The sequence below is a fragment of the Pseudomonas sp. p1(2021b) genome (assembly GCF_020151015.1).
In the GTDB taxonomy this organism is placed as follows: Bacteria; Pseudomonadota; Gammaproteobacteria; order Pseudomonadales; family Pseudomonadaceae; genus Aquipseudomonas; species Aquipseudomonas putida_K.
In genome coordinates this window covers 3,105,390-3,124,976 of sequence record NZ_CP083746.1, presented here as the reverse complement: position 1 = coordinate 3,124,976, position 19,587 = coordinate 3,105,390, and the positions used below count along the sequence as shown (strand labels likewise).

Genomic DNA, 19,587 nt, shown 5'->3' with positions numbered 1-19,587 from the left:
GTCAGCGCTACTGTGCGCCGCCTGCCGGCGCCTGCCATCGTCCGAGCGGACGATGGCGGCCACACAGCGTCAGCCGAGGGTGGCGACGCTGCGCAGGATCAAGCGCACGAGCATGGTCTGGCGGGTGACGCCGGTCTTGGAGAAGGTCGAGCGCAGGTGCGCCCGCGAGGTGTTGCGACTGATGCCCAGCTCCTCGGAGGCTTCGTCCAGGGTCAGGCCGTTGGCCAACAGCATGGCCAGCTGGGTTTCGGCAGGGGTGAAGTCGAACAGCGCGCGGACGATTTCCTGGGGCGCCGAGGATTGCTGCTCCGGGTCGCTGATGAAGATCACCACCGTCGGGCACTGCTTGCCTTCGCTCCATGCGGCCAGGGGCACCGACCGCACGATGATGCCGAGGTCTGCGCGCCCGGACGGGCGCTTGACGCGCATGGCCTCGACCACCGAGGCCTGGTTGCCTTTCTGGGAGAGCATGGCCTGGCGCACCAGGCGGCGAAACTCCTGGGTGTCGCGAGCGCTGCCGACCTGCAGGCCGTCATTGACCTGTTTGATCCCGTCCTTCTCCTGCAGCAGCCGTTCGGCCACCTGGTTGGTCTGCAGGACCTTGCCGGTCTCGTCGAGGATGATGGTGCCCACGGCCATCTGGTCGACGGCACCGGCATACAGGTTGCGTTCGGTCTCGATGCGGTTGAGCTGCATGTGCACCTTGACCGAACGTTCCAGGTGCGGGATGAAACGCGCCAGCAAATGCTTCTCGGTGTCGACGAAGGCTGGGTCGTCGCGTCCGCGGCTGATGCGCAGGCGACATTGGGCGCCGTCGCTGGTATTGATGTCCACGCCCAGGATATGGAACACGTCCACCGGCTCCAGGAAGTTGCGGAAGAACTCCGACTGCTTGAGCTCGGCATCCGGCAGGTAGTCGGCCAGGGCGACCACTTCGCGGTTGGGCAGGCCGACGAACGGGTCCAGGGCATAGAAATGCTTGTTGTAGGAGGTGGTGGCTTCCGTGGACGTGCCGTTGGTGCTGACCATCAGGCCATCGACCTGGCTGCTGGGCGGGCGCAGGATGAACGTCACGTGCTTGCTGTGCAGAAGGCTGTTGAGCTGCGTGAGGAAGGTCACCCAGGGGATGTTCTCCAAGGGGCCCTGGTAGAGCTGGCCGACCAGCTCGCTGAAGTCTTCGAGCGTGAGACTCTGCATGGGTGGGTACCGATTTTCTTGTTATTAGCATTGGCGTCGGCGAGCATAAACGGCGCCCTTGTCCGCGCGCAATGTCATGTTGCAAGGCCCGGCCAACGGTCGGAATCGACCGTGCCGGGCGGTGCCAGGGGTGTCGCTGTCAGGCGCGCTCGCCGCTGCGTACCACGAACTGCTTGCTGTCACGGGTGTCCGCGGCCAGCAGTTCGACATCGGTATAGAACTGCTCGTACCAGCGGCGCAGCTGGTACACCGGGCCGTCGCCGTCGCACAGCAGCGGGTTGTCGACGCGGGTCTTGGTGTGCCAGATGGCCACGTCCTCGTAGAACGCCGCCTGGGCCTGTTGCACATAAGCCTTGGCGATGGCTTGGTTCTCTTCCTCACTCAGCCCCGGGATCTTCTTCACCAGCACGCCATAGCGCAGGGTGAAGCTGTTCAGGTCGATCGGCACGTGGCAATTGAGCAGGATCGAATGGATCGGCTGGCCGCCCATGGCGCCGGTCATTTCGGTGATCTGGTAAGCCGGGCCATAGTAGGTGGCCACGGTGTTCAGCTCGCTGTCGCCAGACAGGCGCTCGCTGCGCGCGCGCATGACCTGGGATGCAGTGTGGCCCTCGAAGACGTTGCTGAACTCATCGACCGGCGCGCCATGCACGGTGCCGAAGTGCGCCATGTCGGCGACGTTGTCGATCAGCTCGCGGCAGTTGGTGTCGATCTTCAGCTCGGCGATTTCCCAGTGCGCCCAGGCTTCGTCGTAGCAGGCATCGATGCGCGGGATGGCCTGTTCGGCGATCGGCGGGTTGCCTTGCGGGTCGTTCCAGACGAACAACAGGTGGTTCTGTTCCATGATCGGCCAGCGCTTGATCTTGGCCCGTGGCGGGATGCGCTTGGCGTAGGGAATGTCGTCGCACACGCCCTCGGCGTTCCAGCGCCAGCTGTGGAAGGGGCAGCGGATGGCGTTGCCTTCGATGCAGCCGGTGCTCAGGTCGGCGCCCATGTGCGGGCAGTAGCCGTCGAGGATGTTCAGCTGGCCGTCTTCGCCCTGGAAGGCCACCAGGCGGGTACCGAACACGTCCAGGCGATGGGCCTTGCCATCGCGGTATTGGGCGGCCAGGCCCAGGCAGTGCCAACCGCGCGCGTAGCGGTCCTCCAGCAGTTTGGCTTCGATACGGTGCAGCGTGCTCATGTTGTTGTTCTCCATGCTGTGTAGGGGCCGCCGACTGTTTCGCGCCATTGCGGTGACTGGCGACATGTCTGGCTGTAGCAAGTCGATTCTGCCGCCCATGGCGTAGCGGTCATCGTCTGAACGGACGATGGCTGGCGTCGGCCGGGCCGATCTACTGGCAGCCATCAGCCACGGGCAGGAGAACAAGATGGCGGGACAGGTAGCAGTGATCACCGGCGCGGCCAGCGGTATCGGCCGGGGCCTGGCCGAGCATGCGGCGCAGTTGGGCCTGCGCCTGGTGCTGGCGGATGTCGATGAGCACAGCCTCGCGGCCTTGGCCGCATCGCTGCAGGGGCAAGGGGCTGACGTGCTGGCCTGCGTCACCGACGTGGGCGATGCCGAACAGGTCGCGCGGTTGCGCGACGCGGCGGTGGCGCGCTTCGGCGGCGTCGACCTGTTGTTCAACAACGCCGGCGTGATGCAGACCGGCTACAGCTGGGAAATCGAGGCTGCGCAGTGGCAGCGCATGCTCGACATCAACCTGCGCGGGGTGATCAACGGCGTGCGCTGTTTCGTGCCGCTGCTGCTGGCGCAAGAGCGCCCGGCCCATGTGATCAACACCGCCTCGCTGGCCGGCCTGATCAGCAGCCCGATGCTCGGCCCCTACAACGTGACCAAGCAAGCGGTGGTGGCGTTGTCCGAGACCCTGCACTACGAGCTGCTGCAACTGGGAGTGCCGGTGTCGGTCTCGGTGCTGTGTCCGGGGCCGGTGGCCAGCGCCATCATGGCCTCGGATTCGGCAGGCGAGGGCCCGGCAGCGACGCTGAGCGCCATGCTCGATTCCAGCATCCGTGCCGGCATGGCGCCGCGTGAGCTGGCCGCTCTGGTGTTCGAGGCGATCGCCCAGCAGCGCTTCTGGATTCTCCCACACAAGGATTTCAAGCCCGCCCTGGAACTGCGCCTGCGCAGCATCCTCGAGGAAACCAACCCACGTTTTGCCATGGTCGACGTACAAGGAGAGACCCATGCCGCTCGATAGCCAGCTTGCCGCCGTGCTCCAGGGCTTCACCGCCCAGGGCGAGCCCGACTACGCCAGCCTCGACGCTCGTCAGTATCGCCTGCATGCCGACAACCTGATGCCGCCGTTGCCGGGGGCCGACATGGCGGAGGTTCGCGAACTGCAGGTCGCAGGTGCCGCAGGCATGCTGGCGGCGCGCCTGTATCGGCCGGTGGCGCGGGACGGCTTGCCGCTGCTGGTGTTTTTCCATGGCGGGGGCTTTGTCATCGGCAACCTGGACACCCACGACAACCTGTGTCGTACCCTGGCCCTGGAAACCAGCGCTGTGGTGGTGTCGGTGGGCTATCGCCTAGCACCGGAGGCCCGCTTTCCGGCAGCCCCGGAGGACTGCTACGCGGCGACGCGCTGGCTGGTGGAACGTGCCCAGGACCTTGGCGTGGATGGCAGCCGCGTGGCGCTCGCCGGTGACAGCGCCGGGGGCAACCTGGCTATCGCGGTCGCCCGCCTTGCCCGTGAGCGACAGGGGCCGGCCATCCGTCATCAGTGCCTGTTCTACCCGGTCACGGACGCCGCCTGCGACAGCGCTTCCTATGCCGACTTCGCCGAAGGCTACCTGCTGTCCCGGGCCATGATGGGCTGGTTCTGGGCGCAGTACCTGGAGCATGCCGGGCAGGGCGATGACCCCCTGGCTTCGCCCCTGCGCGATGAATACCTGCAAGGGCTGCCGCCCACCACCTTGCTGACCGCCGAGTACGACCCCTTGCGCGATGAAGGCGAGGCCTTCGCCGAGCGCCTGCAGGCCGCAGGCGTTGCGGTGCGCCTGGCGCGTTGCGAGGGCATGGTGCATGGGTTCGTCAGCATGGCGCCGTTCGTCGAGGCGGCGGCCCGTGCCTTGCAGGGCGCCTGCGCCGATATCCGCCGGGCATTGTGCTGAGCGTTGCCGCCTCGTCCGTTTGGACGAGGCGGGCGGCGCGCGGCAATTCTAGTCTGGCTTCACACGTCCCCCTCCTGCGTAGAGGAATGGCCATGAAAACAACAACAAGATGCTGCCTGACCCTGATCGTGTGTGCCTTCGCTGCCATCTACGTGGCTGCGTTGACACGCCCCCTGCCTATGCCATTGAGCGTGGCCTATTACTGCCAGCCCAACTTCCAGCCCTGCTACATGCCGGTGCCCAGCGCCATGCGCCTGCTGCCCTGAACGTTTACGCAGCGAGGTGGAGCAACAGGCGCACTTGGTTGCGGATCTGCGCTTCTTCGGCGGGCACCAGGCAATAGGCCAGGCATAGCCGACTGACCAGGGCAACGCAGTCGGCCAGGCTGGCAGCACTGCCGTGGCCGGCGGCACAGGCCTCGAACGGGCCGGCCAGCACCTGCTGCCACAGCGGCGCGATGTCCTCGAGGATGTAGGCGAATACCTCGGGGCTGGCCGCCTTGGCCAGGTAGCCCTGGTGAAAACCACCTCGATGCTGGTCGCGGTAGCGCACGGCGAAGCACAGGCATTCCTCCAGGTAGCGCTCGAAGTTGTCTTCGAAGGCGCTCAATTGCTGCTGCATGGCGCTGAAGAACGCGGCGTTCTCGCTGCTGATCACTGCCTGGACCAGCTCGTGCTTGGTTGCGAAGTAACGGTACAGCGTGCGCCGGGAAATGTTCGCGCGGCGGGCCACGTCATCGATGGCGAAGCCGTCTGGGCCCAGTTCGATCATCGCAGCCAGTGCGCATTCCAGGATCTGCTGGCGCCCTTGCTCGGCGCTGTCCATGCGGCTGGCGTCACCCCAGCGCAGTTGTCGGGTCATGGCGACACACCTTCATCTGTTCTCGATCGATCGCGATTGTCGCAGCAAATGGCACGGCTGCAAATTTTTGTGACATGCAATGACTCAAATTATAAATGATGTGACATAGTGGTTGTCCATGGAATGCCATGCGGCCCTGTGGCCGCCAACGGGGGAGGTGCATCGATGAACAATGACAACACCCATGCCGTGCATTGGGATGCCGTGTACGACGTGGTCGTGGTCGGCTCTGGGGCCGGAGCCATGACCGCGGCGCTGCGGGCCCATGACCAGGGCCTGTCGGTACTGATGGTGGAAAAGGCGGCTGAATACGGGGGCACCACGGCGATCTCCGGCGGAGGTATCTGGATCCCGTGCAACGACCAGATCGAAGGGCTCGGCGGCAGCGACTCACGGGCAGAAGCCCAAGCCTACTTGCGTGCGACTGTAGGTGAGGACTACGACCCCGCGCGCATGGAGGCCTACCTGGAGCAGGGGCCGAGGATGGTTGGCTACCTGGCCGCCCAGGCCCAGACCTACTTCCGTGCAGTGCCGCGTTACCCTGACTACTACCCCGAGCTCGAGGGTGGCAAGCCTGGCTATCGCACCATGGAGCCGGCCAGCTTCGATGCGGCGCGCCTGGGCGAGGAATTCCAACGCCTGCGTGCGCCGTCGCCCGCGACGTTGATCGCCGGGCGCATTGCCATGACCCAGGTGGAGGCCCATACCATCCTGGCCAAGGAACCCGGCTGGCTCTGGCTCACCGCGCGCCTGGGCCTTGGCTACATGGCCGACCTGCGTTGGCGCCGGCGCACGCCCCGGGATCGACGCCTGACCCTGGGCAACGCGCTGGTCGCCAGCCTGCGTGCGGCGATGCTGGCGCGGGGTATCGAGTTGTGGTTGCAGACGCCGATGCGCGCCTTGCACAGCCATGACGGCAAGGTCAGCGGCGTGCGGGTCGAACGCGAGGGCAGGCCGCTGAATGTGCGCGCTGCATTCGGCGTCATCCTGGGGTGTGGTGGCTTCGAGGCCAACCAGCTGATGCGTGAGCAGTACCTGCCCAGCCCGACCCGTGCCGAATGGACTGCGGCACCGCCGATCAACCATGGCGACGGGATCCGCGCGGGCCTGGAGCAAGGCGCCGGGGTGGCGTTGATGAGCCATACCTGGGGCGCACCCACCGTGCATGTGCCGGGCGAGGAGAAGCAGCGCGCGTTGTTCGTCGAGCGGGCATTCCCCCGCTGCATTATGGTCAACGGCAACGGCCGGCGGTTCGTCAACGAGGCCGCGCCCTATCCGGACATCATCTACGCGATGTACGCCGACCAGCAGCGCGCCGGCACCAATGTGCCGGCCTGGCTGATCTTCGATGCCGAATACCGCAAGCGCTACCCCTGTGGTGTGCTGTTGCCTGGCTCGGTACAGCCGGACAGCAAGATCCCCGAGGGCTGGCTGGACAACGTGATCTACCGCGCCGACAGCCTGGCGGCATTGGCGGACAAGATCGGGGTGGATGCAGCGGGGTTGGAGCAGAGCGTAAGCCGCCTCAACCAGCAGGCCGCCCAAGGTGTCGACGAGGACTTCGGCAAGGGCGCGAGCCTGTTCGACCGTTACTACGGCGACAGCAACTGCCAGCCCAACCCTTGCCTGGGGCCGCTGGAGCGGGCGCCTTACTATGCGCTGCGTATCGACGCCGGTGAGCTGGGCACCAAGGGGGGGCTGTGCACCGATGCCGATGCTCGCGTGCTGCGCCCTGACGGCTCGGTGATCGAGGGCCTGTACGCTATCGGCAACACCAGTGCGGCACTGATGGGCAAGACCTACCCGGGCCCAGGCTCGACCATCGGCCCGGCCATGACCTTCGGCTACATCGCGGCGAACCACTTGGCGTGCCAGGTACCCATCGAACAGCCTGACATAGTGACCGAGGGCGCTACGCATTGACGCATCTGGGGCGGCTCCTGCGCTAGGCAGGCCGGCCCAATCGCGGGGCAAGCCCGCTCCCACAGGTACCGCGCAGTGTTCCTGCGCAACGCCACACCTGTGGGAGCGGGCTCGTCCCGCGATCAAGGGCGCAGCCCGTGCCAGGCGCCCCTGTAGGTCAACCGAACGTGCTTCCCGCCAGCATGCCGCCGTCGATGATGAACTCCGAGCCCGTGCAATAGCTGGACTCGTCGCTGGCCAGGAACAGCACCAGGTTGGCGACTTCTTCCGGCTGGCCGATACGCGGGATCGGTAAGCCCTTGTAGACCTGCGCCGGGTCGAAGTCGGCCATTTCCGGCGGTCGCGCCATCGCTGTGTCGATCCCTCCCGGGTGCACCGAATTGACACGGATGCCGCTGGCACCGAGCTCCAACGCTGCCGACTTGGTCATGCCGCGCACGGCGAACTTGCTCGCCGAATAGGCCGTGCCATAGGCCACACCCTCCATGCCGGCAGTCGACGACACATTGACGATCGAACCGCCGCCCGCCTGGCGCATGGCGGCCAGCACTGACTTCATACCCAGCCAGCAGCCGACCTGGTTGACCTCGATGACCTGCCGATAGTCCTCCAGCGAACAATATTCCAGCGGCGCCATGCGCAGGGTCGCGGCATTGTTGACCAGCACATCGAGCTTGCCGAAGTGCGCAACCGTGACCTCCACGGCAGTCTGCCACTGCTCGGCACTCGTCACGTCCAATGGTTGGAAGCGCGCCGCGTCGCCCAGTTCGGCGGCCAGAGCCCGGCCTTCCTGCTCGAGCACATCGGCGATCACCACCTGCGCACCTTCGGCGACGAAGCGCCGGGCCTCCGCCGCGCCCTGGCCGCGTGCGGCGCCCGTGATCAGGGCAACTTTGCCTGCCAATCGAGTCATCATGAAAGCTCCTTTATTTGTGGGGAAATGGCCCAGGCGCCCTGCACCTGGGCAGGGGGAACACTCAGGCGCCGATGACACGGATCGGCTGTTCGCCATCCCAGCCGCGTGCCTGGGCGATGCCGTGGTCGATCATCTGGCGCAGGCCTGCGCCCTCGATGACTTCGAACAGCACGCCAGGCTCGGCGGGGTTTTCCAGGTAGCACACGCGGGTCGCGGCATTGCCGGCTTCGAACACCGGCTGCAAGCCGCGTTGGCACAAGCCGGCGACGGCGCTGTCCAGCTCGCTTACCACCCAGGCCATATGGTGCATGCCCCGGGTATCGCGGTAGGGGGAAGGGCTGTCGCCAAGAGGTTGGATCAGCTCGATCTGTAGGTCGCCGCGGTAGGCCAGGCCTACATGCATGCGCACCTGGACCGGTTGGCCGCGGTAATGGCCCTGCAGCTCGATATCGCGAAACAGGGTCCAAGGCCCGACGCCCAGGTGTTGCAGCCAGTGCTGGATGCTCTGGTCGAGGTCGTCGACGACGAAACCGATCTGGTCGAATGCGTTTGGGGGGCTGTGTTGCATGGCGCAGGCCTCGCTATGGCACGTATTTATTCTTGTGTGGTCTATAATGGCACAAAATAATTAATGTGTGACATTGCGATTCGAGGCATCACAAGGCCCTTGCGCTTGCTACAACCGGTCGTTCTTGGCACCCTTTGCCGGCCATTTCGTATCGCCCCTACCGCGAAAGAAGGAACCGCCAAGGTGAGCTGGGAAAAAGTCGGGAAAGCCCTCGTGGGCGTGCTGGTCGTCGCGACCTCGGTCGCGGCGCTTTATGCGCTGCTCAAGGACGACGCCGGTCTGGAGGCGCGCCTGACCTACGCCTACCTGACCTACCCCAGCCAGTTCAGCGAACGCATCAGCACCACCAACGACTTGCTCAAGTACGAACGCCTGCATGAGCAGGTGAGCGCCATCGGCAAGGGGGCGCTCAGCCATCAACAGGTCGACAAGCTCGTCGAGCTGGCCCAGGCGCCTTACCTGCAGTTGTTCGCCAAGCCTTTCGAAGCAGGCTTGGTGGATCATCGCACTGGGCTGCTCATCGAGTTGCGCAACAAGGGCCAAACCCCATTGAGGAAGGTGCAGATTCGCCTGCCGGCCAAGGGGCTGGTGCAGATTCGCGACGATGCCGGCAACGATACCATCGTCCAGGCACCGACCAGCGTGATCGAGATCGACGCCATCAGGCGCGAGGGGGCGAGCAAGGTGTGGGTCTACTTCGACTCGGACTATTCACTGATCCGTCAGGGCGGGATCAGCATCCGCCATGACGGTGGCGCGGCCGATGTGCAGATCTACCGGGAGTTCGTCGGCTTTCCGGCCTGGGCCGGGCGCTATGGCCGGGAGCTGGTAGCAGCACTGGCCGTGCTGGTCGTGGTCGTGCTCGGGCTGGGGGCGGTGTGCTTCAGGCAGCGGCGCAGGGCCTGCGGCGATGGGCTTGCCCGCCGGTAGGCCAACGGTTCTCCTGCTGGCCTCGCAAGGCCGGCGTTACTGCAGGCTTGCCTGCAGCGCCTCGATGAAAGTTTCTTCAGCGCGGCTCATGCGCTGCTCGCGGTTCCACAGCAGGTGGATGTCCACATCGGCGATACCCTCCAGCGGCGGCAGCTTCCACAGCAGCCCCGCGTCCACATCCGGGGCTACCACATGTTCGGGCAGGCAGCCGATACCGAACCCTGCGATCACCAGGCGGCGCACTTCTTCGAGGCTTGGCGAGGAGGCGATGACGCGCCCGGCGAAGCCCTGTTGATCGCGGAAGATGGTCAGCGGCGAGAGCATGCCGCCGATCTGGTCGCTGCTGAAGCTGACGAAGCTTTCTTGCTGCAGGTCGCCCTCCAGCTGGCCGAACAGCCGGTGGTGCTTGCCGCAGAAGAAGGCGTAGCGCTGGCGATGGAACAGCCGCTGCTCCAGGCGTGGCTGCGGGCGCCGGTTCAGGCTCAGGCCGGCGGTGGCGGTCTTCTCCTGCAGGGCCGCGACGATGTCGGCGCTGCGCATCACCTCGATCTCGAGCTCGACCCGGGGGTATTGGTGGTGGAACCGAGCCAGGCATTCGTCGAAGCGGGCATCGACCACGCGGCTGACCATCAGCAGGCGCACCTTGCCCACCAGCTCGGTGGCTGGTTGTTCCAGCAGGCTGCCGATCTGCGCCATCTGGCCATATATCTCGCCGGCCAGCTGGAACAGTTGCTCGCCTACCTCAGTGAGCACGAAGCGCGGCCCGCGGCGGGCGATGAGCTGGCGCCCGAGCTGCTCCTCGAGGCGCTTGAGCGCCTGGCTCACGGCAGGTTGGGTCAGGTGCAGGCGCGCGGCGGCGCGGCTGATGGACAGCTCTTGGCCGATCACGCGGAAAGTGCGCAGCAAGTTCCAATCGAGGCGGTCGGTGAGCAGGCGGTCGGGCATGGCGAAGAATAAGTAGGGCTAATGGTAGAAAGGGTAACCAGAAAGCGGGTTGATCATGGCTCAGGGCCGACAGTCGGCGCCTGGGCCCCGCCTCGGCGTACATGCTTGACCAACACCTTCTCCAGCAGCGCCCACATCGCCGGGTCGGTACTGAATGCCACATTGAAGCGCATCCAGCCCGTGGCCTGGGTATCGACCATGAACAGCTGCCCGGGGCCCAGCATGATGCCTTGCTCCAGGGCATCGTCCAGCAGCGCGGCACTGTCAGGCAGGGCAGGGTGGCGGGTCCAGATGTACATGCCTTCGTCCGACTCGATGAACAACTCGAAGCCCAACCGGTGCAGGTGGCGGCCCACGTCCTGGTGCGCCTGCGCCAGGCGCTGGCGCAGGCGCTTGAGGTGCTTGCGCCAGCGGCCATCGATGATGGCCGCATACACCACGCGCTCCATCACCTGCGAGGTGGTGAGCCCCGAACGCATCTTCAGGTGCAGCAATTGCTGCATCAGGTCGGCGTTGGCCAGCAGGTAGCCCACCCGTACGTTGGGTGAAATGCTCTTGGAATAACTGCCGACGTAAACGACCTGTTGCAGTGGGTCGAGGCTGGCCAGGCACGGCTGTGGCTCGGCGATCATGTCGGCGTAGAGGTTGTTTTCCACCAAGCGGAAGTTGTGCCGCGTGGCCAGTTGCAACAGGCGATGCAGTTGCGCCAGCGGTGTGCGCGAGCACGTCGGGCTGTGCAGGTGGGGCTGGGTGAAGAAGACCGTGGGCCGGTGATGGGCCAGCAGGCGCTCCAGCAGGTCCAGGTCGTACCCACTCGGGGTTCGTGGCACGCCCATCAAGGTAGCGCCCTGGGTGCGCAGGATGCTCATCAGGTTGGGATAGCCGGGGTCATCCACCAGCACCACATCCCCCGGGCGTACCAGGGTACGCACGGTCAGGTCCAAGGCTTGGCTGGCGCCATGGGTCAGCATCAACTGCGCCGGATTGGCGACGATCGACAGTTCCTGTTGCAGGTTCTGTGCGGTCAGGGCACGCAGCTCCGGCAGGCCCATCGGGTCGCCGTAGCCGGAAAGCTCCAGCGGGCTGCCGGCCACCTGGCGCAGGCCGCGGCGTAGCCCGTCCTCGTACATCCAGTCGTTGGGCAGCCATCCGCAGCCAGGCTTGAACGGCAGTTGGCGGGTTTCGAAGATCTGTTGCAAGTACCACTCGGAATTGAACGTCGGCCGGGTGGTGCCAAGTGCTTGGCCCTGGGTGTCCAGCAGCTCGCCCGCCGCACGATTGACGAAGAACCCCGCATTGCCGCGACTGACCAGCAGGCCTTGGGCGACCAGGCGATCATAGGCCTCGACCACGGTGAAGGTGCTCACCGAATAGGTCGCGGCAAAGGCGCGGATCGATGGGACCTTGGCGCCGGGCTTGAGGGTCTGGTTGTCGATCAGCTCGCGCAACCCGTCGATGATCTGGTTGACCAGCGGGGTGGAGGAGTCCGGATGTAGCTGGAGCATTGGGGTGCCTTCAGGTGTGCGTATCGCAAGGTGGCGCGTGCGGTCGATTCGCGTGGCGAACCAACCGTTCAGCTCCCCGGCGTCGGCAGGGTGTCGCAGGTGTATTGCATTGGCGGCCTGTACAGTGCAGTGCGTTTTTCATGCCACTGTGCATGGCTCTGTGTGCCAGACATTTTTACATTACGTGTCAGATATCGCCACAGCATACCTGTCAGCGTCATGCACAATCATAAATTCGCTGCTTTACCGTCGAGGTTCGCCTCGCACCTTCATTGCGCCGCGCCGAGCCGCCGAAGCCCGGCCGGCATACCGTTCAGTTCGTTCGCAGGTTCGCCTTCGGACGCGTAAGCAGGCCGCCACGGAAGGCCTGCGTGTGCCTGGCGCACACCTCCTGCCCGCTTGAGTACTGATGTCAGGTGAGACCGATAGCCATCGGGGTTTCACAGTTTTTCCTTGGATAAAAAGAAGCACGGGGTACATAACTGATGGACGCAACATCCACATCCACCACTGCGAAAGGTGAGCACGAGAGCAAGCTCAGCGCCTCGCTCAAGTCGCGTCACCTGACGATGATGTCGATCGCCGGGGTCATCGGCGGCGCCTTGTTCGTCGGTTCCGGCAGCGTGATCCACAGCGCTGGCCCCGCCGCGGTCCTGGCGTACCTGGCCGGTGGCATCCTGGTGGTGCTGATCATGCGCATGCTGGGCGAGATGGCGACTTCCTCGCCGGATACCGGCTCGTTCTCCACCTACGCCGACCGCGCCATCGGGCGCTGGGCCGGTTTCACCATCGGCTGGCTGTACTGGTGGTACTGGGTCATCCTCATGGCCTGGGAAGCGTACGTGGCGGGCAAGATCCTGCATGGCTGGTTCCCGGGGGTCAGCGTCAACGTGTTCGTGCTGGCCACGACCCTGCTGTTGATCACGGTCAACTTCTTCAACGTCAAGCACTATGGCGAGTTCGAGTTCTGGTTCGCCTTGATCAAGGTGGTGGCCATCGTCTGCTTCCTGATCGTGTGTACCGCGGCGGTGTTCAATATCTGGCAATTCGGTGAGGTGCGTGGCATCAGCCACCTGACGGCCGAAGGTTTCATGCCCAATGGCATCACCACGGTGATCGGCGCGCTGCTGGGGGTGATGTTCGCCTTCCTCGGTGCCGAGATCGTCACTATCGCGGCCTCCGAATCCAAGGACCCCTCCACCCAGATCGTCAAGGCCACCAATTCGGTGGTGTGGCGTGTATGCCTGTTCTACGTGGGCTCCATCTTCCTGATCGTCTGCCTGGTGCCATGGAACGACCCGCACCTGGGCGAGTCCGGCTATGGCGCCTACCGTCGTACCCTGGAGCTGCTGGGCGTGCCATACGCCGAGCTGCTGATGAACTTCGTGGTGCTGACCTCGGTGAGCAGTTGCCTGATCTCCGGTCACTACACCGCCTCGCGCATGCTGTTCTCCCTGGGCCAGCGTGGTGATGCGCCGTCGTTCTTCAAGATCACCCGTGCCGGCACCGGCGTACCGGTGTACGCGATCATGGGGTCGTGCGCGGTGGCGATCTTCTGCGCCCTGATCAATTTCAGCGAAACCCTGCGCCCGAAGGATGTGCTGGAAACGCTGATGAACACCACCGGCATGATCGCCCTGTTGGTGTACCTGGTGATCGCCTTCTCGCAGCTGCGCATGCGTCGCAAGCTGCAGGCCGAAGGCAAGGAGATCCGCCTGCAGATGTGGTTGTTCCCTTGGCTGACCTACCTGGTGATCGCCTTTATCGTGGTCTGCCTGGTGGTGATGGCGTTCATGCCTGACTACCAGATCCTGGTGATCTCCACGGGTATCGCGGCTGCTATCGTGGTGGCCATGGGCGTGGTCCACCAGATCCGTACCAGCAAACGCCACTGAGGCATCCTGTAGCACAACGCGGCCGGCTCCCCTTGGGGACCCGGCCGCGTTTCATTTCTGCCTGTCGGCCTTGCTGACCACGGTGACCCAACGGGTAAAGCGATGCACGCTGATCGGCAGGTCGGCTTGCAGGTCGGCCAGGGCCTGGTCGCTGTCGTCCTGGGGGAGGTCGTAGGAAACGCGGAGGCCTTGCAGGGCCTCCCGGTCGAACAGCAGCACGCCCTGGCGATGGCGGGCCAGGCGCTCGAGGGTAGTGACCAAGGGCTGGCCAGCCGCAGGCAGGCGCTGCAGGTGCCAGGCCGCCTGCAGCATGCCGGTATCCACGGTCTCCAGCGTGCCGGGCTCGCCCGCGCTGAAGCGCAGTTGCTGGCCTCGGCCCAGCGACAGGTGCCGCCCGGCTTCCTGCAGTTCGACCCTGCCATGCAGCACGCTGACCTGGGTGGCGTTGCCCAGGTGCTCGATGATCAGGCGGGCATCCAGCGGGCGCAAGGTACCTTCGGGTGTGCCGACCCGGAACGGGCGCGGGTCGCCTGGGGCCACCTCCAGCAACACCTGGCCAGCGAGCAGTTGCAGGTGGCGCTGCTGGGCATCGAACTCCACATCCACCGAGGAGCTGGCATCCAGGGTCAGCAGGCTGCCGTCTTCCAGCTGGCGGGTGAGACGGTGCTGGCTGTCGGTGGACAGGTCAGCCAGCTCGAAGCCTTGGCCCATCCAGGGCGAGGCAAGCAATGCACAGGCCGCGACCAGGGCGAGAATGGCCAGGGGCAGGGCGAGGCGGGGGAGCAGGTTCATAGGCGGTGGGGCGCATCTTCCTTGGCGGGTCACCTAAGGATAGACGCTGAGACCCATTTACCGAGGCTGTATGGCAAGGGCTTGGCCCTTAGTCGCGTCAATGCACCGTTTGGCGTTGCTTCACACAGGCCTGTGCCTGCAGGGCCAGAGCATCCAGGCGTTCATCGCGCTGCTTTTCCGCGTCGAGCATGGCCTCGTCGCCGTGCTGCTTGACCAGGTAGGCGTGGATCTGCCGTACCTCGGTGGTGCGGTAGATCGGTGCGATGTCCAGGCGGCCGACCAAGGCGCCGCTGGCCTGCCCGGTACTGCTCATCAATACCTGGGGGCCCGCGGCGGCGACGACCTGCAGGCCCATCGCCTCGAACCAGGGCACCTGGCCTGCGAAGGCATTGAGCTCGACACAGGCGTGGCGTGCCTGGATGTCGGCCACCAGCGCACGGGCGATGCCTTGGCGGCGATGGCTGGGCTGCACGGCGAGGAAGGCCAGGACACATGCCTGGTCATTGTCCTGGGCGGGCAGGGCCAGGGCGAAACCGAGCAACTGATCCGGCGCTTCGGCATCCAGGGCGAGGGTCAGCTCCACCGCCAGGCCGCGTGTGCCGTCCAGCGCTTGCAGGTATTGGTGCACTTCCAGGCCGACGCCGTACTGGTACAGCGGATACAACGGGTTGTCCACGGTGATGGCCACGCTGCTCAGCTCGCCGACATGATCGATCACCAGTTGACGGATCTGGTTCTGGAAGGATTCGGGGGGCACGCCGTCGAGACGGCTGAGGATGAACATCGGGCAAGCTCCAGCTAGGGTCGAATCGTGCCGCGCCGCACCGCGCGGGGTGTACAGTCTAACCCAGGCCGGCGTGCATCCGCGCGCGATCCTGGCGTCTGGCTGGATCCGCGTGGACGGCTATGCTTTTCGCTGCGTCGAGCCGTCCAGGCGCTTGCCAGAAGTCCGGTTTTTCCAAAGGAGAAGGCTCCATGAAATCCATGACACTGCTGATGATCGCGTCCGTCTTGAGCGTTGCCGCCCATGCCGAATCCGGCCCGGAAACCAACTGCGCCGCCAAGATCAAGGAACTTGAGGACATCCACAGGGCCGATGGCCAGGCCTTGCATGGCGGTATGGCCCAGGACTACCAGAAACTGCTTACCCAGGCCAAGGATGCCCAGGCCGCCGGCGACATGACCAAGTGCCAGGCTTCGGCCGACCGCGCCAAGACCATCTACAACAAGGCGCGGGGCCGATAGCGCATCCTTCTGGCTTCGCCGCCCTACGTACGTGGGTACTCTTGTGGGGCTGGCGAAGCCGGTTGCCAGGGCGTTCCGGTATGGCCCTGGTCTCGGGTAAGCTTTGCGCTACAGCGATAGCTTCAAGAGATTGCGCATGCCCCAGACTACCCTTGCCCTTGACTGCCTGCTCGAGCAATGCCTGGCCCTGCCACTGTTACCGTCGTGGCGCAAGACCTTGCAGCGGCGCCTGGAGCAGCGCCAGGTCGAAGACTGGGCCCCGCGCCTGGAAGGAGCCGCCCGTGGCCTATGATGTGGATGATCGGCTGGTGGTCGGCGTAGCGTCCAGCGCGGTTTTCGACCTCAGCGAGTCCGACGCCGTGTTCCGCCGTGAGGGCGAGGCGCAGTACCGCAAGTACCAGGAGCAGCACCTGCACACGCCCTTGGGCAAGGGCATCGCCTATCCCTTCATCAAGCGCCTGTTGGCGCTCAATGACCTGCGCGAAGACCCCAACGACCCGTTGGTCGAGGTGGTATTGCTGTCGCAGAACGACCCGGACACCGGCCTGCGGGTGATGAAGACCATCGAGCATTACGGCCTGAACATGACCCGGGCCATCTTCATGCAGGGCCGCTCGCCCTATGAATATATCCCGGCGCTGAACATCGCCCTGTTCCTCTCCGCCGACAAGAAACACGTGGACGCCGCGATTCAGGCCGGCTACCCGGCCGGCCAGGTGCTCGACTCGCAGTTCGACGATGACGAAAGCGACGACAGCCTGCGCATCGCCTTCGACTTCGATGGCGTGCTGGCCGGTGACGAGTCGGAAGCCGTGATGCAGCGCGATGGCCTGCTGGGCTTTCATGCCCACGAGGTGACCAATGTCACCCAGCCCCACAACCCTGGGCCGCTCAAGGAGTTCTTCGTGCGGATCGCGAGGATCCAGGCGATCGAAGAGCAGTACAAGCTCAAGCACGAAGGCTACGAGAACCGCCTGCGGGTCTCTATCGTCACTGCCCGCAATGCCCCGTCCCACGAGCGCGCCCTCAACACGCTCAAGAGCTGGGGCGTGATGGCCAACGATGCGTTCTTCCTGGGCGGTATCGAAAAGCGCCGGGTGCTGCAGGTGCTCAAGCCGCACATTTTCTTCGACGACCAGTCCGGGCACCTGAAGGGCACCAGCACCGTGGTGCCCTCGGTACACATTCCGTTCGGTGTCACCAACCAGACGGGGTAGGCGGGGGCGAAGACGTGTAAGAGCGGGCTTGCTCCGGGAACACCGGCGAAGCCGGTGCCATCCAGCGAGTCGAATGTATGGGTGCTTAGAACCAGCGGTCGTTGCGCTTGCGCCCGCGGGTCAGGGCCGGCAGGATCAGGCCGGCGAGCAAGCCGGCACCGGCGATGCTGCCGCCGTACACCATGTAGCGCATCATCACCTGCTTGTTCTCGTCACCCAGGCGTGCCTGGGTATCGCGCAGGGACGATTGGGCCTGGTCGAGCTGTTCGTTGAGCGACTTGTTGCGCGCTTCCAGCTCGTCGATCAACGCCTTGCGCGAGTCGAGGGTTTCCTGCATGCCTTGCACGCGGTTCTTCCAGCTGTCATCGATGGTCTTGAGCTGGTCGGACAGCTGCGCCACCTTGGCATCCAGTGCTGGCAGGCGCTCGGCCTGGCCAGGCACCGACTGCAGGTCGCTGGTGAGGATCCACACCAGGTCGCCGTTCTGGCCGCGTACCTGGCTGTAGTTGCCCTGGGTGTCGACCAGAGTGACCTTTTGCCCGGCCTTGACCGAGCCTACGATACGGTGGCCATTGGTCGGGCCGCTGCGCACATAGGTGCTCAGGCTGTCGCTGACCCAGCGTGCGTCGCTGGCCGGTTCTTCGGCATGGACGGGGCCGGCGAGGGCAACCAGGGCGGCGGCGAACAGGGTGGCAAGGGCAGGGGAGGCAGGGCGGAAGTCGGGCATGGTGGTCTTCGCTGAAACAGGACAAAAGAAGGCCCGGTGACTGGGCCGATGAACCGGTCGGTGATTTGACCGTCAGCGAAAGACCGTTTTTATCGAAGCAGGTTCACTGCTTGATGTAGGAAATGTCTGCAGGATGTTGCAGGGAGGGGACCGAAGGAGTGCCTGTTCCTGCCCTATCGCCGGCAAGCCGGCGCCCACTCGCCCTGCGCTGCCTTCTCAAGCAGCGCTTGCCTGTGGGAACCGCCTTGCCGGCGATGAAAGAGGGCAATCAGGCCAGGCTGCCCCTATGAATGGCCTAAGGCCTCAGGTCACGACCTGATAACACGGCACATACGCCGCCCCACCCGGCAACTTCATCCGGTGCTGGTCGACGAACGCCTGCAGCAATCGGCCCAGCGGATCCAGCACGGCGCTGTCACCGCGGATCTGGTATGGCCCATGTTCCTCGATCAGGCGAATGCCCTTGTCCTTGACGTTGCCCGCCACCACCCCGGAAAACGCCCGGCGCAGGTTGGCCGCCAGCTCATGGGGCGGCAGCTCCCGGCGCAGGTCCAGGTTGGCCATGTTTTCGTGGGTCGGGTCGAACGGGCGCTGGAAACCTTCCTCGATCTTGAGCAGCCAGTTGAAGTGGAAGGCGTCATTGCGTTCGCGTCGGAACTGCTTGACCGCCATCAGCCCCTCGACCATGTGCCGAGCGACCTCGGCCGGGTCGTCGATGATGATCGTGTAGTGGCGCTGGGCCGTTTCGCCCAGGGTGGCGCCGACGAAGGCGTGCAGCTGTTGCAGGTAGGCCTCGGCGCTGCGCGGGCCGGTGAGGATGACCGGGAAGGGCAGGTCCTGGTTGTCTGGGTGCATGAGGATACCCAGCAGGTACAGGAATTCCTCGGCGGTACCCGCGCCGCCGGGGAAGATGATGATGCCGTGGCCGACCCGCACGAAGGCCTCCAGGCGCTTCTCGATGTCCGGCAGGATCACCAGCTCGTTGACGATCGGGTTGGGCGCCTCGGCGGCGATGATGCCCGGCTCGGTCAGGCCCAGGTAGCGGCTGCCATGCATGCGCTGCTTGGCGTGGGCGATGGTCGCACCCTTCATCGGGCCTTTCATCACGCCCGGGCCGCAACCGGTGCAGACGTCCAGCTTGCGCAGGCCCAGCTCGTGGCCGACCTTCTTGGTGTACTGGTATTCCTCGCTGCTGATCGAGTGGCCACCCCAGCACACCACCATCTTCGGCTCGACGCCTGGGCGCAGGGTGCGGGCGTTGCGCAGCAGGTGGAAGACATAGTCGGTGATGCCCTGGGAACTCTCCAGGTCGATACGCTGGCTGGCCAGCTCGCTTTCGGTGTAGACGATGTCGCGCAGGGCGCTGAAGAGCATTTCGCGGGTGCTGGCGATCATCTCGCCATCGACGAAGGCGTCGGCGGGGGCGTTGAGCAGCTCCAGGCGCACGCCACGGTCTTGCTGGTGGATGCGCACCTCGAAGTCCTGGTAGGCCTCGAGGATGGTCTTGGCATTGTCGACATGGGCGCCGGTATTGAGAATGGCCAGGGCGCACTGGCGGAACAGGGTGTACAGACTGCCGGTACCGACTTCGCTCAGTTGCTGGACTTCACGTTGCGACAGCGTCTCCAGGCTGCCTTTGGGGCTGACGGATGCGTTGATGACATTGCGTTGGGGCATCTAAGTCTTTCCTGTGCGTGTAAAACTCCTACTTGGACACCACCATACCGACAAATGTGCGCGGCAACGAGGGGG

General features: G+C 65.0%; 19 protein-coding genes and 1 pseudogene. 9 read left to right on the top strand and 11 right to left on the bottom strand.

Translation table 11 applies throughout. The features are described from left to right. Positions 1 to 69 precede the first annotated feature (69 nt). Entirely contained in the window at positions 70 to 1,197 is a 1,128-nt protein-coding gene (locus K8374_RS14495) for a LuxR C-terminal-related transcriptional regulator (protein ID WP_224456138.1), read from the bottom strand. A gap of 139 nt (positions 1,198 to 1,336) precedes the next feature. Next, positions 1,337 to 2,380, bottom strand: coding sequence for a Rieske 2Fe-2S domain-containing protein (locus K8374_RS14490; RefSeq protein ID WP_224456137.1), 1,044 nt, complete (start codon positions 2,378 to 2,380; stop codon positions 1,337 to 1,339). A 187-nt stretch (positions 2,381 to 2,567) separates the two neighbouring features. Between K8374_RS14490 and K8374_RS14485 the strand changes: the two genes are divergently transcribed. From K8374_RS14485 to K8374_RS14475, 3 genes are all read left to right on the top strand, one after another. After that, positions 2,568 to 3,398 carry an SDR family NAD(P)-dependent oxidoreductase gene (locus K8374_RS14485; protein WP_224456136.1) on the top strand — a complete coding sequence of 277 codons (831 nt, stop codon included), beginning with the start codon at positions 2,568 to 2,570 and terminating at the stop codon, positions 3,396 to 3,398. Further along, positions 3,385 to 4,311 (top strand): alpha/beta hydrolase, encoded by a 927-nt coding sequence (locus K8374_RS14480; RefSeq protein ID WP_224456135.1) that lies wholly within the window; start codon positions 3,385 to 3,387, stop codon positions 4,309 to 4,311. The genes K8374_RS14485 and K8374_RS14480 overlap by 14 nt, the downstream gene beginning before the upstream one ends. 92 nt (positions 4,312 to 4,403) lie before the next feature. Further along, entirely contained in the window at positions 4,404 to 4,577 is a 174-nt protein-coding gene (locus K8374_RS14475) for a hypothetical protein (protein ID WP_172403065.1), read from the top strand. A gap of 4 nt (positions 4,578 to 4,581) precedes the next feature. Here the strand turns inward: K8374_RS14475 and K8374_RS14470 are convergent, their stop codons facing one another. Further along, entirely contained in the window at positions 4,582 to 5,172 is a 591-nt protein-coding gene (locus K8374_RS14470; RefSeq protein ID WP_224456134.1) for a TetR/AcrR family transcriptional regulator, read from the bottom strand. A gap of 165 nt (positions 5,173 to 5,337) precedes the next feature. Between K8374_RS14470 and K8374_RS14465 the strand changes: the two genes are divergently transcribed. Beyond that, on the top strand, positions 5,338 to 7,095 hold the full coding sequence (locus K8374_RS14465) for an FAD-dependent oxidoreductase (protein WP_224456133.1): 1,758 nt from the start codon (positions 5,338 to 5,340) through the stop codon (positions 7,093 to 7,095). 157 nt (positions 7,096 to 7,252) lie between these two features. Here K8374_RS14465 and K8374_RS14460 read toward each other — a convergent pair whose 3' ends face one another. Together K8374_RS14460 and K8374_RS14455 are read right to left on the bottom strand one after the other, a co-directional pair. After that, positions 7,253 to 8,011 carry a glucose 1-dehydrogenase gene (locus K8374_RS14460; protein ID WP_224456132.1) on the bottom strand — a complete coding sequence of 253 codons (759 nt, stop codon included), beginning with the start codon at positions 8,009 to 8,011 and terminating at the stop codon, positions 7,253 to 7,255. A gap of 61 nt (positions 8,012 to 8,072) precedes the next feature. After that, positions 8,073 to 8,579 (bottom strand): VOC family protein, encoded by a 507-nt coding sequence (locus K8374_RS14455; RefSeq protein ID WP_224456131.1) that lies wholly within the window; start codon positions 8,577 to 8,579, stop codon positions 8,073 to 8,075. A 183-nt stretch (positions 8,580 to 8,762) separates the two neighbouring features. On the opposite strand from K8374_RS14455, the gene K8374_RS14450 reads away from it, so the two are divergent. Next, positions 8,763 to 9,509 (top strand): hypothetical protein, encoded by a 747-nt coding sequence (locus K8374_RS14450; RefSeq protein WP_224456130.1) that lies wholly within the window; start codon positions 8,763 to 8,765, stop codon positions 9,507 to 9,509. 36 nt (positions 9,510 to 9,545) lie between these two features. On the opposite strand, the gene K8374_RS14445 is transcribed toward K8374_RS14450, so the two are convergent. Then, positions 9,546 to 10,454, bottom strand: coding sequence for a LysR family transcriptional regulator (locus K8374_RS14445; protein WP_224456129.1), 909 nt, complete (start codon positions 10,452 to 10,454; stop codon positions 9,546 to 9,548). Positions 10,455 to 10,507: 53 nt separating this feature from the next. Next, positions 10,508 to 11,959: a PLP-dependent aminotransferase family protein gene (locus K8374_RS14440; RefSeq protein WP_224456128.1), complete on the bottom strand. Its 1,452-nt coding sequence runs from the start codon at positions 11,957 to 11,959 to the stop codon at positions 10,508 to 10,510. Positions 11,960 to 12,444: 485 nt separating this feature from the next. On the opposite strand from K8374_RS14440, the gene K8374_RS14435 reads away from it, so the two are divergent. After that, entirely contained in the window at positions 12,445 to 13,854 is a 1,410-nt protein-coding gene (locus tag K8374_RS14435) for an amino acid permease (RefSeq protein WP_224456127.1), read from the top strand. A gap of 51 nt (positions 13,855 to 13,905) precedes the next feature. Here K8374_RS14435 and K8374_RS14430 read toward each other — a convergent pair whose 3' ends face one another. Then, complete coding sequence (locus tag K8374_RS14430; protein WP_224456126.1) at positions 13,906 to 14,646, bottom strand: FecR family protein; 741 nt, start codon at positions 14,644 to 14,646, stop codon at positions 13,906 to 13,908. A gap of 97 nt (positions 14,647 to 14,743) precedes the next feature. Then, complete coding sequence (locus K8374_RS14425) at positions 14,744 to 15,430, bottom strand: GNAT family N-acetyltransferase (protein ID WP_224456125.1); 687 nt, start codon at positions 15,428 to 15,430, stop codon at positions 14,744 to 14,746. A gap of 191 nt (positions 15,431 to 15,621) precedes the next feature. On the opposite strand from K8374_RS14425, the gene K8374_RS14420 reads away from it, so the two are divergent. The 3 genes and pseudogenes from K8374_RS14420 (at position 15,622) to K8374_RS14410 (ending at position 17,108) form a co-directional block, all read left to right on the top strand. After that, positions 15,622 to 15,891, top strand: coding sequence for a hypothetical protein (locus K8374_RS14420; RefSeq protein WP_224456124.1), 270 nt, complete (start codon positions 15,622 to 15,624; stop codon positions 15,889 to 15,891). A 166-nt stretch (positions 15,892 to 16,057) separates the two neighbouring features. After that, positions 16,058 to 16,183 (top strand): annotated as a pseudogene (locus K8374_RS14415) (3-alpha domain-containing protein); the annotation flags it as partial. Further along, positions 16,173 to 17,108 (top strand): 5'-nucleotidase, encoded by a 936-nt coding sequence (locus tag K8374_RS14410; RefSeq protein WP_224456123.1) that lies wholly within the window; start codon positions 16,173 to 16,175, stop codon positions 17,106 to 17,108. The pseudogene K8374_RS14415 and the gene K8374_RS14410, both read left to right, overlap by 11 nt. A gap of 85 nt (positions 17,109 to 17,193) precedes the next feature. On the opposite strand, the gene K8374_RS14405 is transcribed toward K8374_RS14410, so the two are convergent. Together K8374_RS14405 and ppnN are read right to left on the bottom strand one after the other, a co-directional pair. Further along, positions 17,194 to 17,835: a TIGR04211 family SH3 domain-containing protein gene (locus K8374_RS14405; protein ID WP_084858809.1), complete on the bottom strand. Its 642-nt coding sequence runs from the start codon at positions 17,833 to 17,835 to the stop codon at positions 17,194 to 17,196. Between the two features lie 303 nt (positions 17,836 to 18,138). Then, positions 18,139 to 19,512 carry a nucleotide 5'-monophosphate nucleosidase PpnN gene (gene ppnN / locus K8374_RS14400; protein WP_224456122.1) on the bottom strand — a complete coding sequence of 458 codons (1,374 nt, stop codon included), beginning with the start codon at positions 19,510 to 19,512 and terminating at the stop codon, positions 18,139 to 18,141. Between the last annotated feature and the right edge of the window lie 75 nt (positions 19,513 to 19,587).

Excerpts from the sequence above, each read along its gene's own strand:
- K8374_RS14495 (WP_224456138.1), bottom strand. The coding sequence starts at position 1,197 with ATGCAGAGTCTCACGCTCGAAGACTTCAGCGAGCTGGTCGGCCAGCTC.
- K8374_RS14490 (WP_224456137.1), bottom strand. The coding sequence starts at position 2,380 with ATGAGCACGCTGCACCGTATCGAAGCCAAACTGCTGGAGGACCGCTAC.
- K8374_RS14485 (WP_224456136.1), top strand. The coding sequence starts at position 2,568 with ATGGCGGGACAGGTAGCAGTGATCACCGGCGCGGCCAGCGGTATCGGC.
- K8374_RS14480 (WP_224456135.1), top strand. The coding sequence starts at position 3,385 with ATGCCGCTCGATAGCCAGCTTGCCGCCGTGCTCCAGGGCTTCACCGCC.
- K8374_RS14475 (WP_172403065.1), top strand. The coding sequence starts at position 4,404 with ATGAAAACAACAACAAGATGCTGCCTGACCCTGATCGTGTGTGCCTTC.
- K8374_RS14470 (WP_224456134.1), bottom strand. The coding sequence starts at position 5,172 with ATGACCCGACAACTGCGCTGGGGTGACGCCAGCCGCATGGACAGCGCC.
- K8374_RS14465 (WP_224456133.1), top strand. The coding sequence starts at position 5,338 with ATGAACAATGACAACACCCATGCCGTGCATTGGGATGCCGTGTACGAC.
- K8374_RS14460 (WP_224456132.1), bottom strand. The coding sequence starts at position 8,011 with ATGATGACTCGATTGGCAGGCAAAGTTGCCCTGATCACGGGCGCCGCA.
- K8374_RS14455 (WP_224456131.1), bottom strand. The coding sequence starts at position 8,579 with ATGCAACACAGCCCCCCAAACGCATTCGACCAGATCGGTTTCGTCGTC.
- K8374_RS14445 (WP_224456129.1), bottom strand. The coding sequence starts at position 10,454 with ATGCCCGACCGCCTGCTCACCGACCGCCTCGATTGGAACTTGCTGCGC.
- K8374_RS14440 (WP_224456128.1), bottom strand. The coding sequence starts at position 11,959 with ATGCTCCAGCTACATCCGGACTCCTCCACCCCGCTGGTCAACCAGATC.
- K8374_RS14435 (WP_224456127.1), top strand. The coding sequence starts at position 12,445 with ATGGACGCAACATCCACATCCACCACTGCGAAAGGTGAGCACGAGAGC.
- K8374_RS14430 (WP_224456126.1), bottom strand. The coding sequence starts at position 14,646 with ATGAACCTGCTCCCCCGCCTCGCCCTGCCCCTGGCCATTCTCGCCCTG.
- K8374_RS14425 (WP_224456125.1), bottom strand. The coding sequence starts at position 15,430 with ATGTTCATCCTCAGCCGTCTCGACGGCGTGCCCCCCGAATCCTTCCAG.
- K8374_RS14420 (WP_224456124.1), top strand. The coding sequence starts at position 15,622 with ATGAAATCCATGACACTGCTGATGATCGCGTCCGTCTTGAGCGTTGCC.
- K8374_RS14405 (WP_084858809.1), bottom strand. The coding sequence starts at position 17,835 with ATGCCCGACTTCCGCCCTGCCTCCCCTGCCCTTGCCACCCTGTTCGCC.
- ppnN (WP_224456122.1), bottom strand. The coding sequence starts at position 19,512 with ATGCCCCAACGCAATGTCATCAACGCATCCGTCAGCCCCAAAGGCAGC.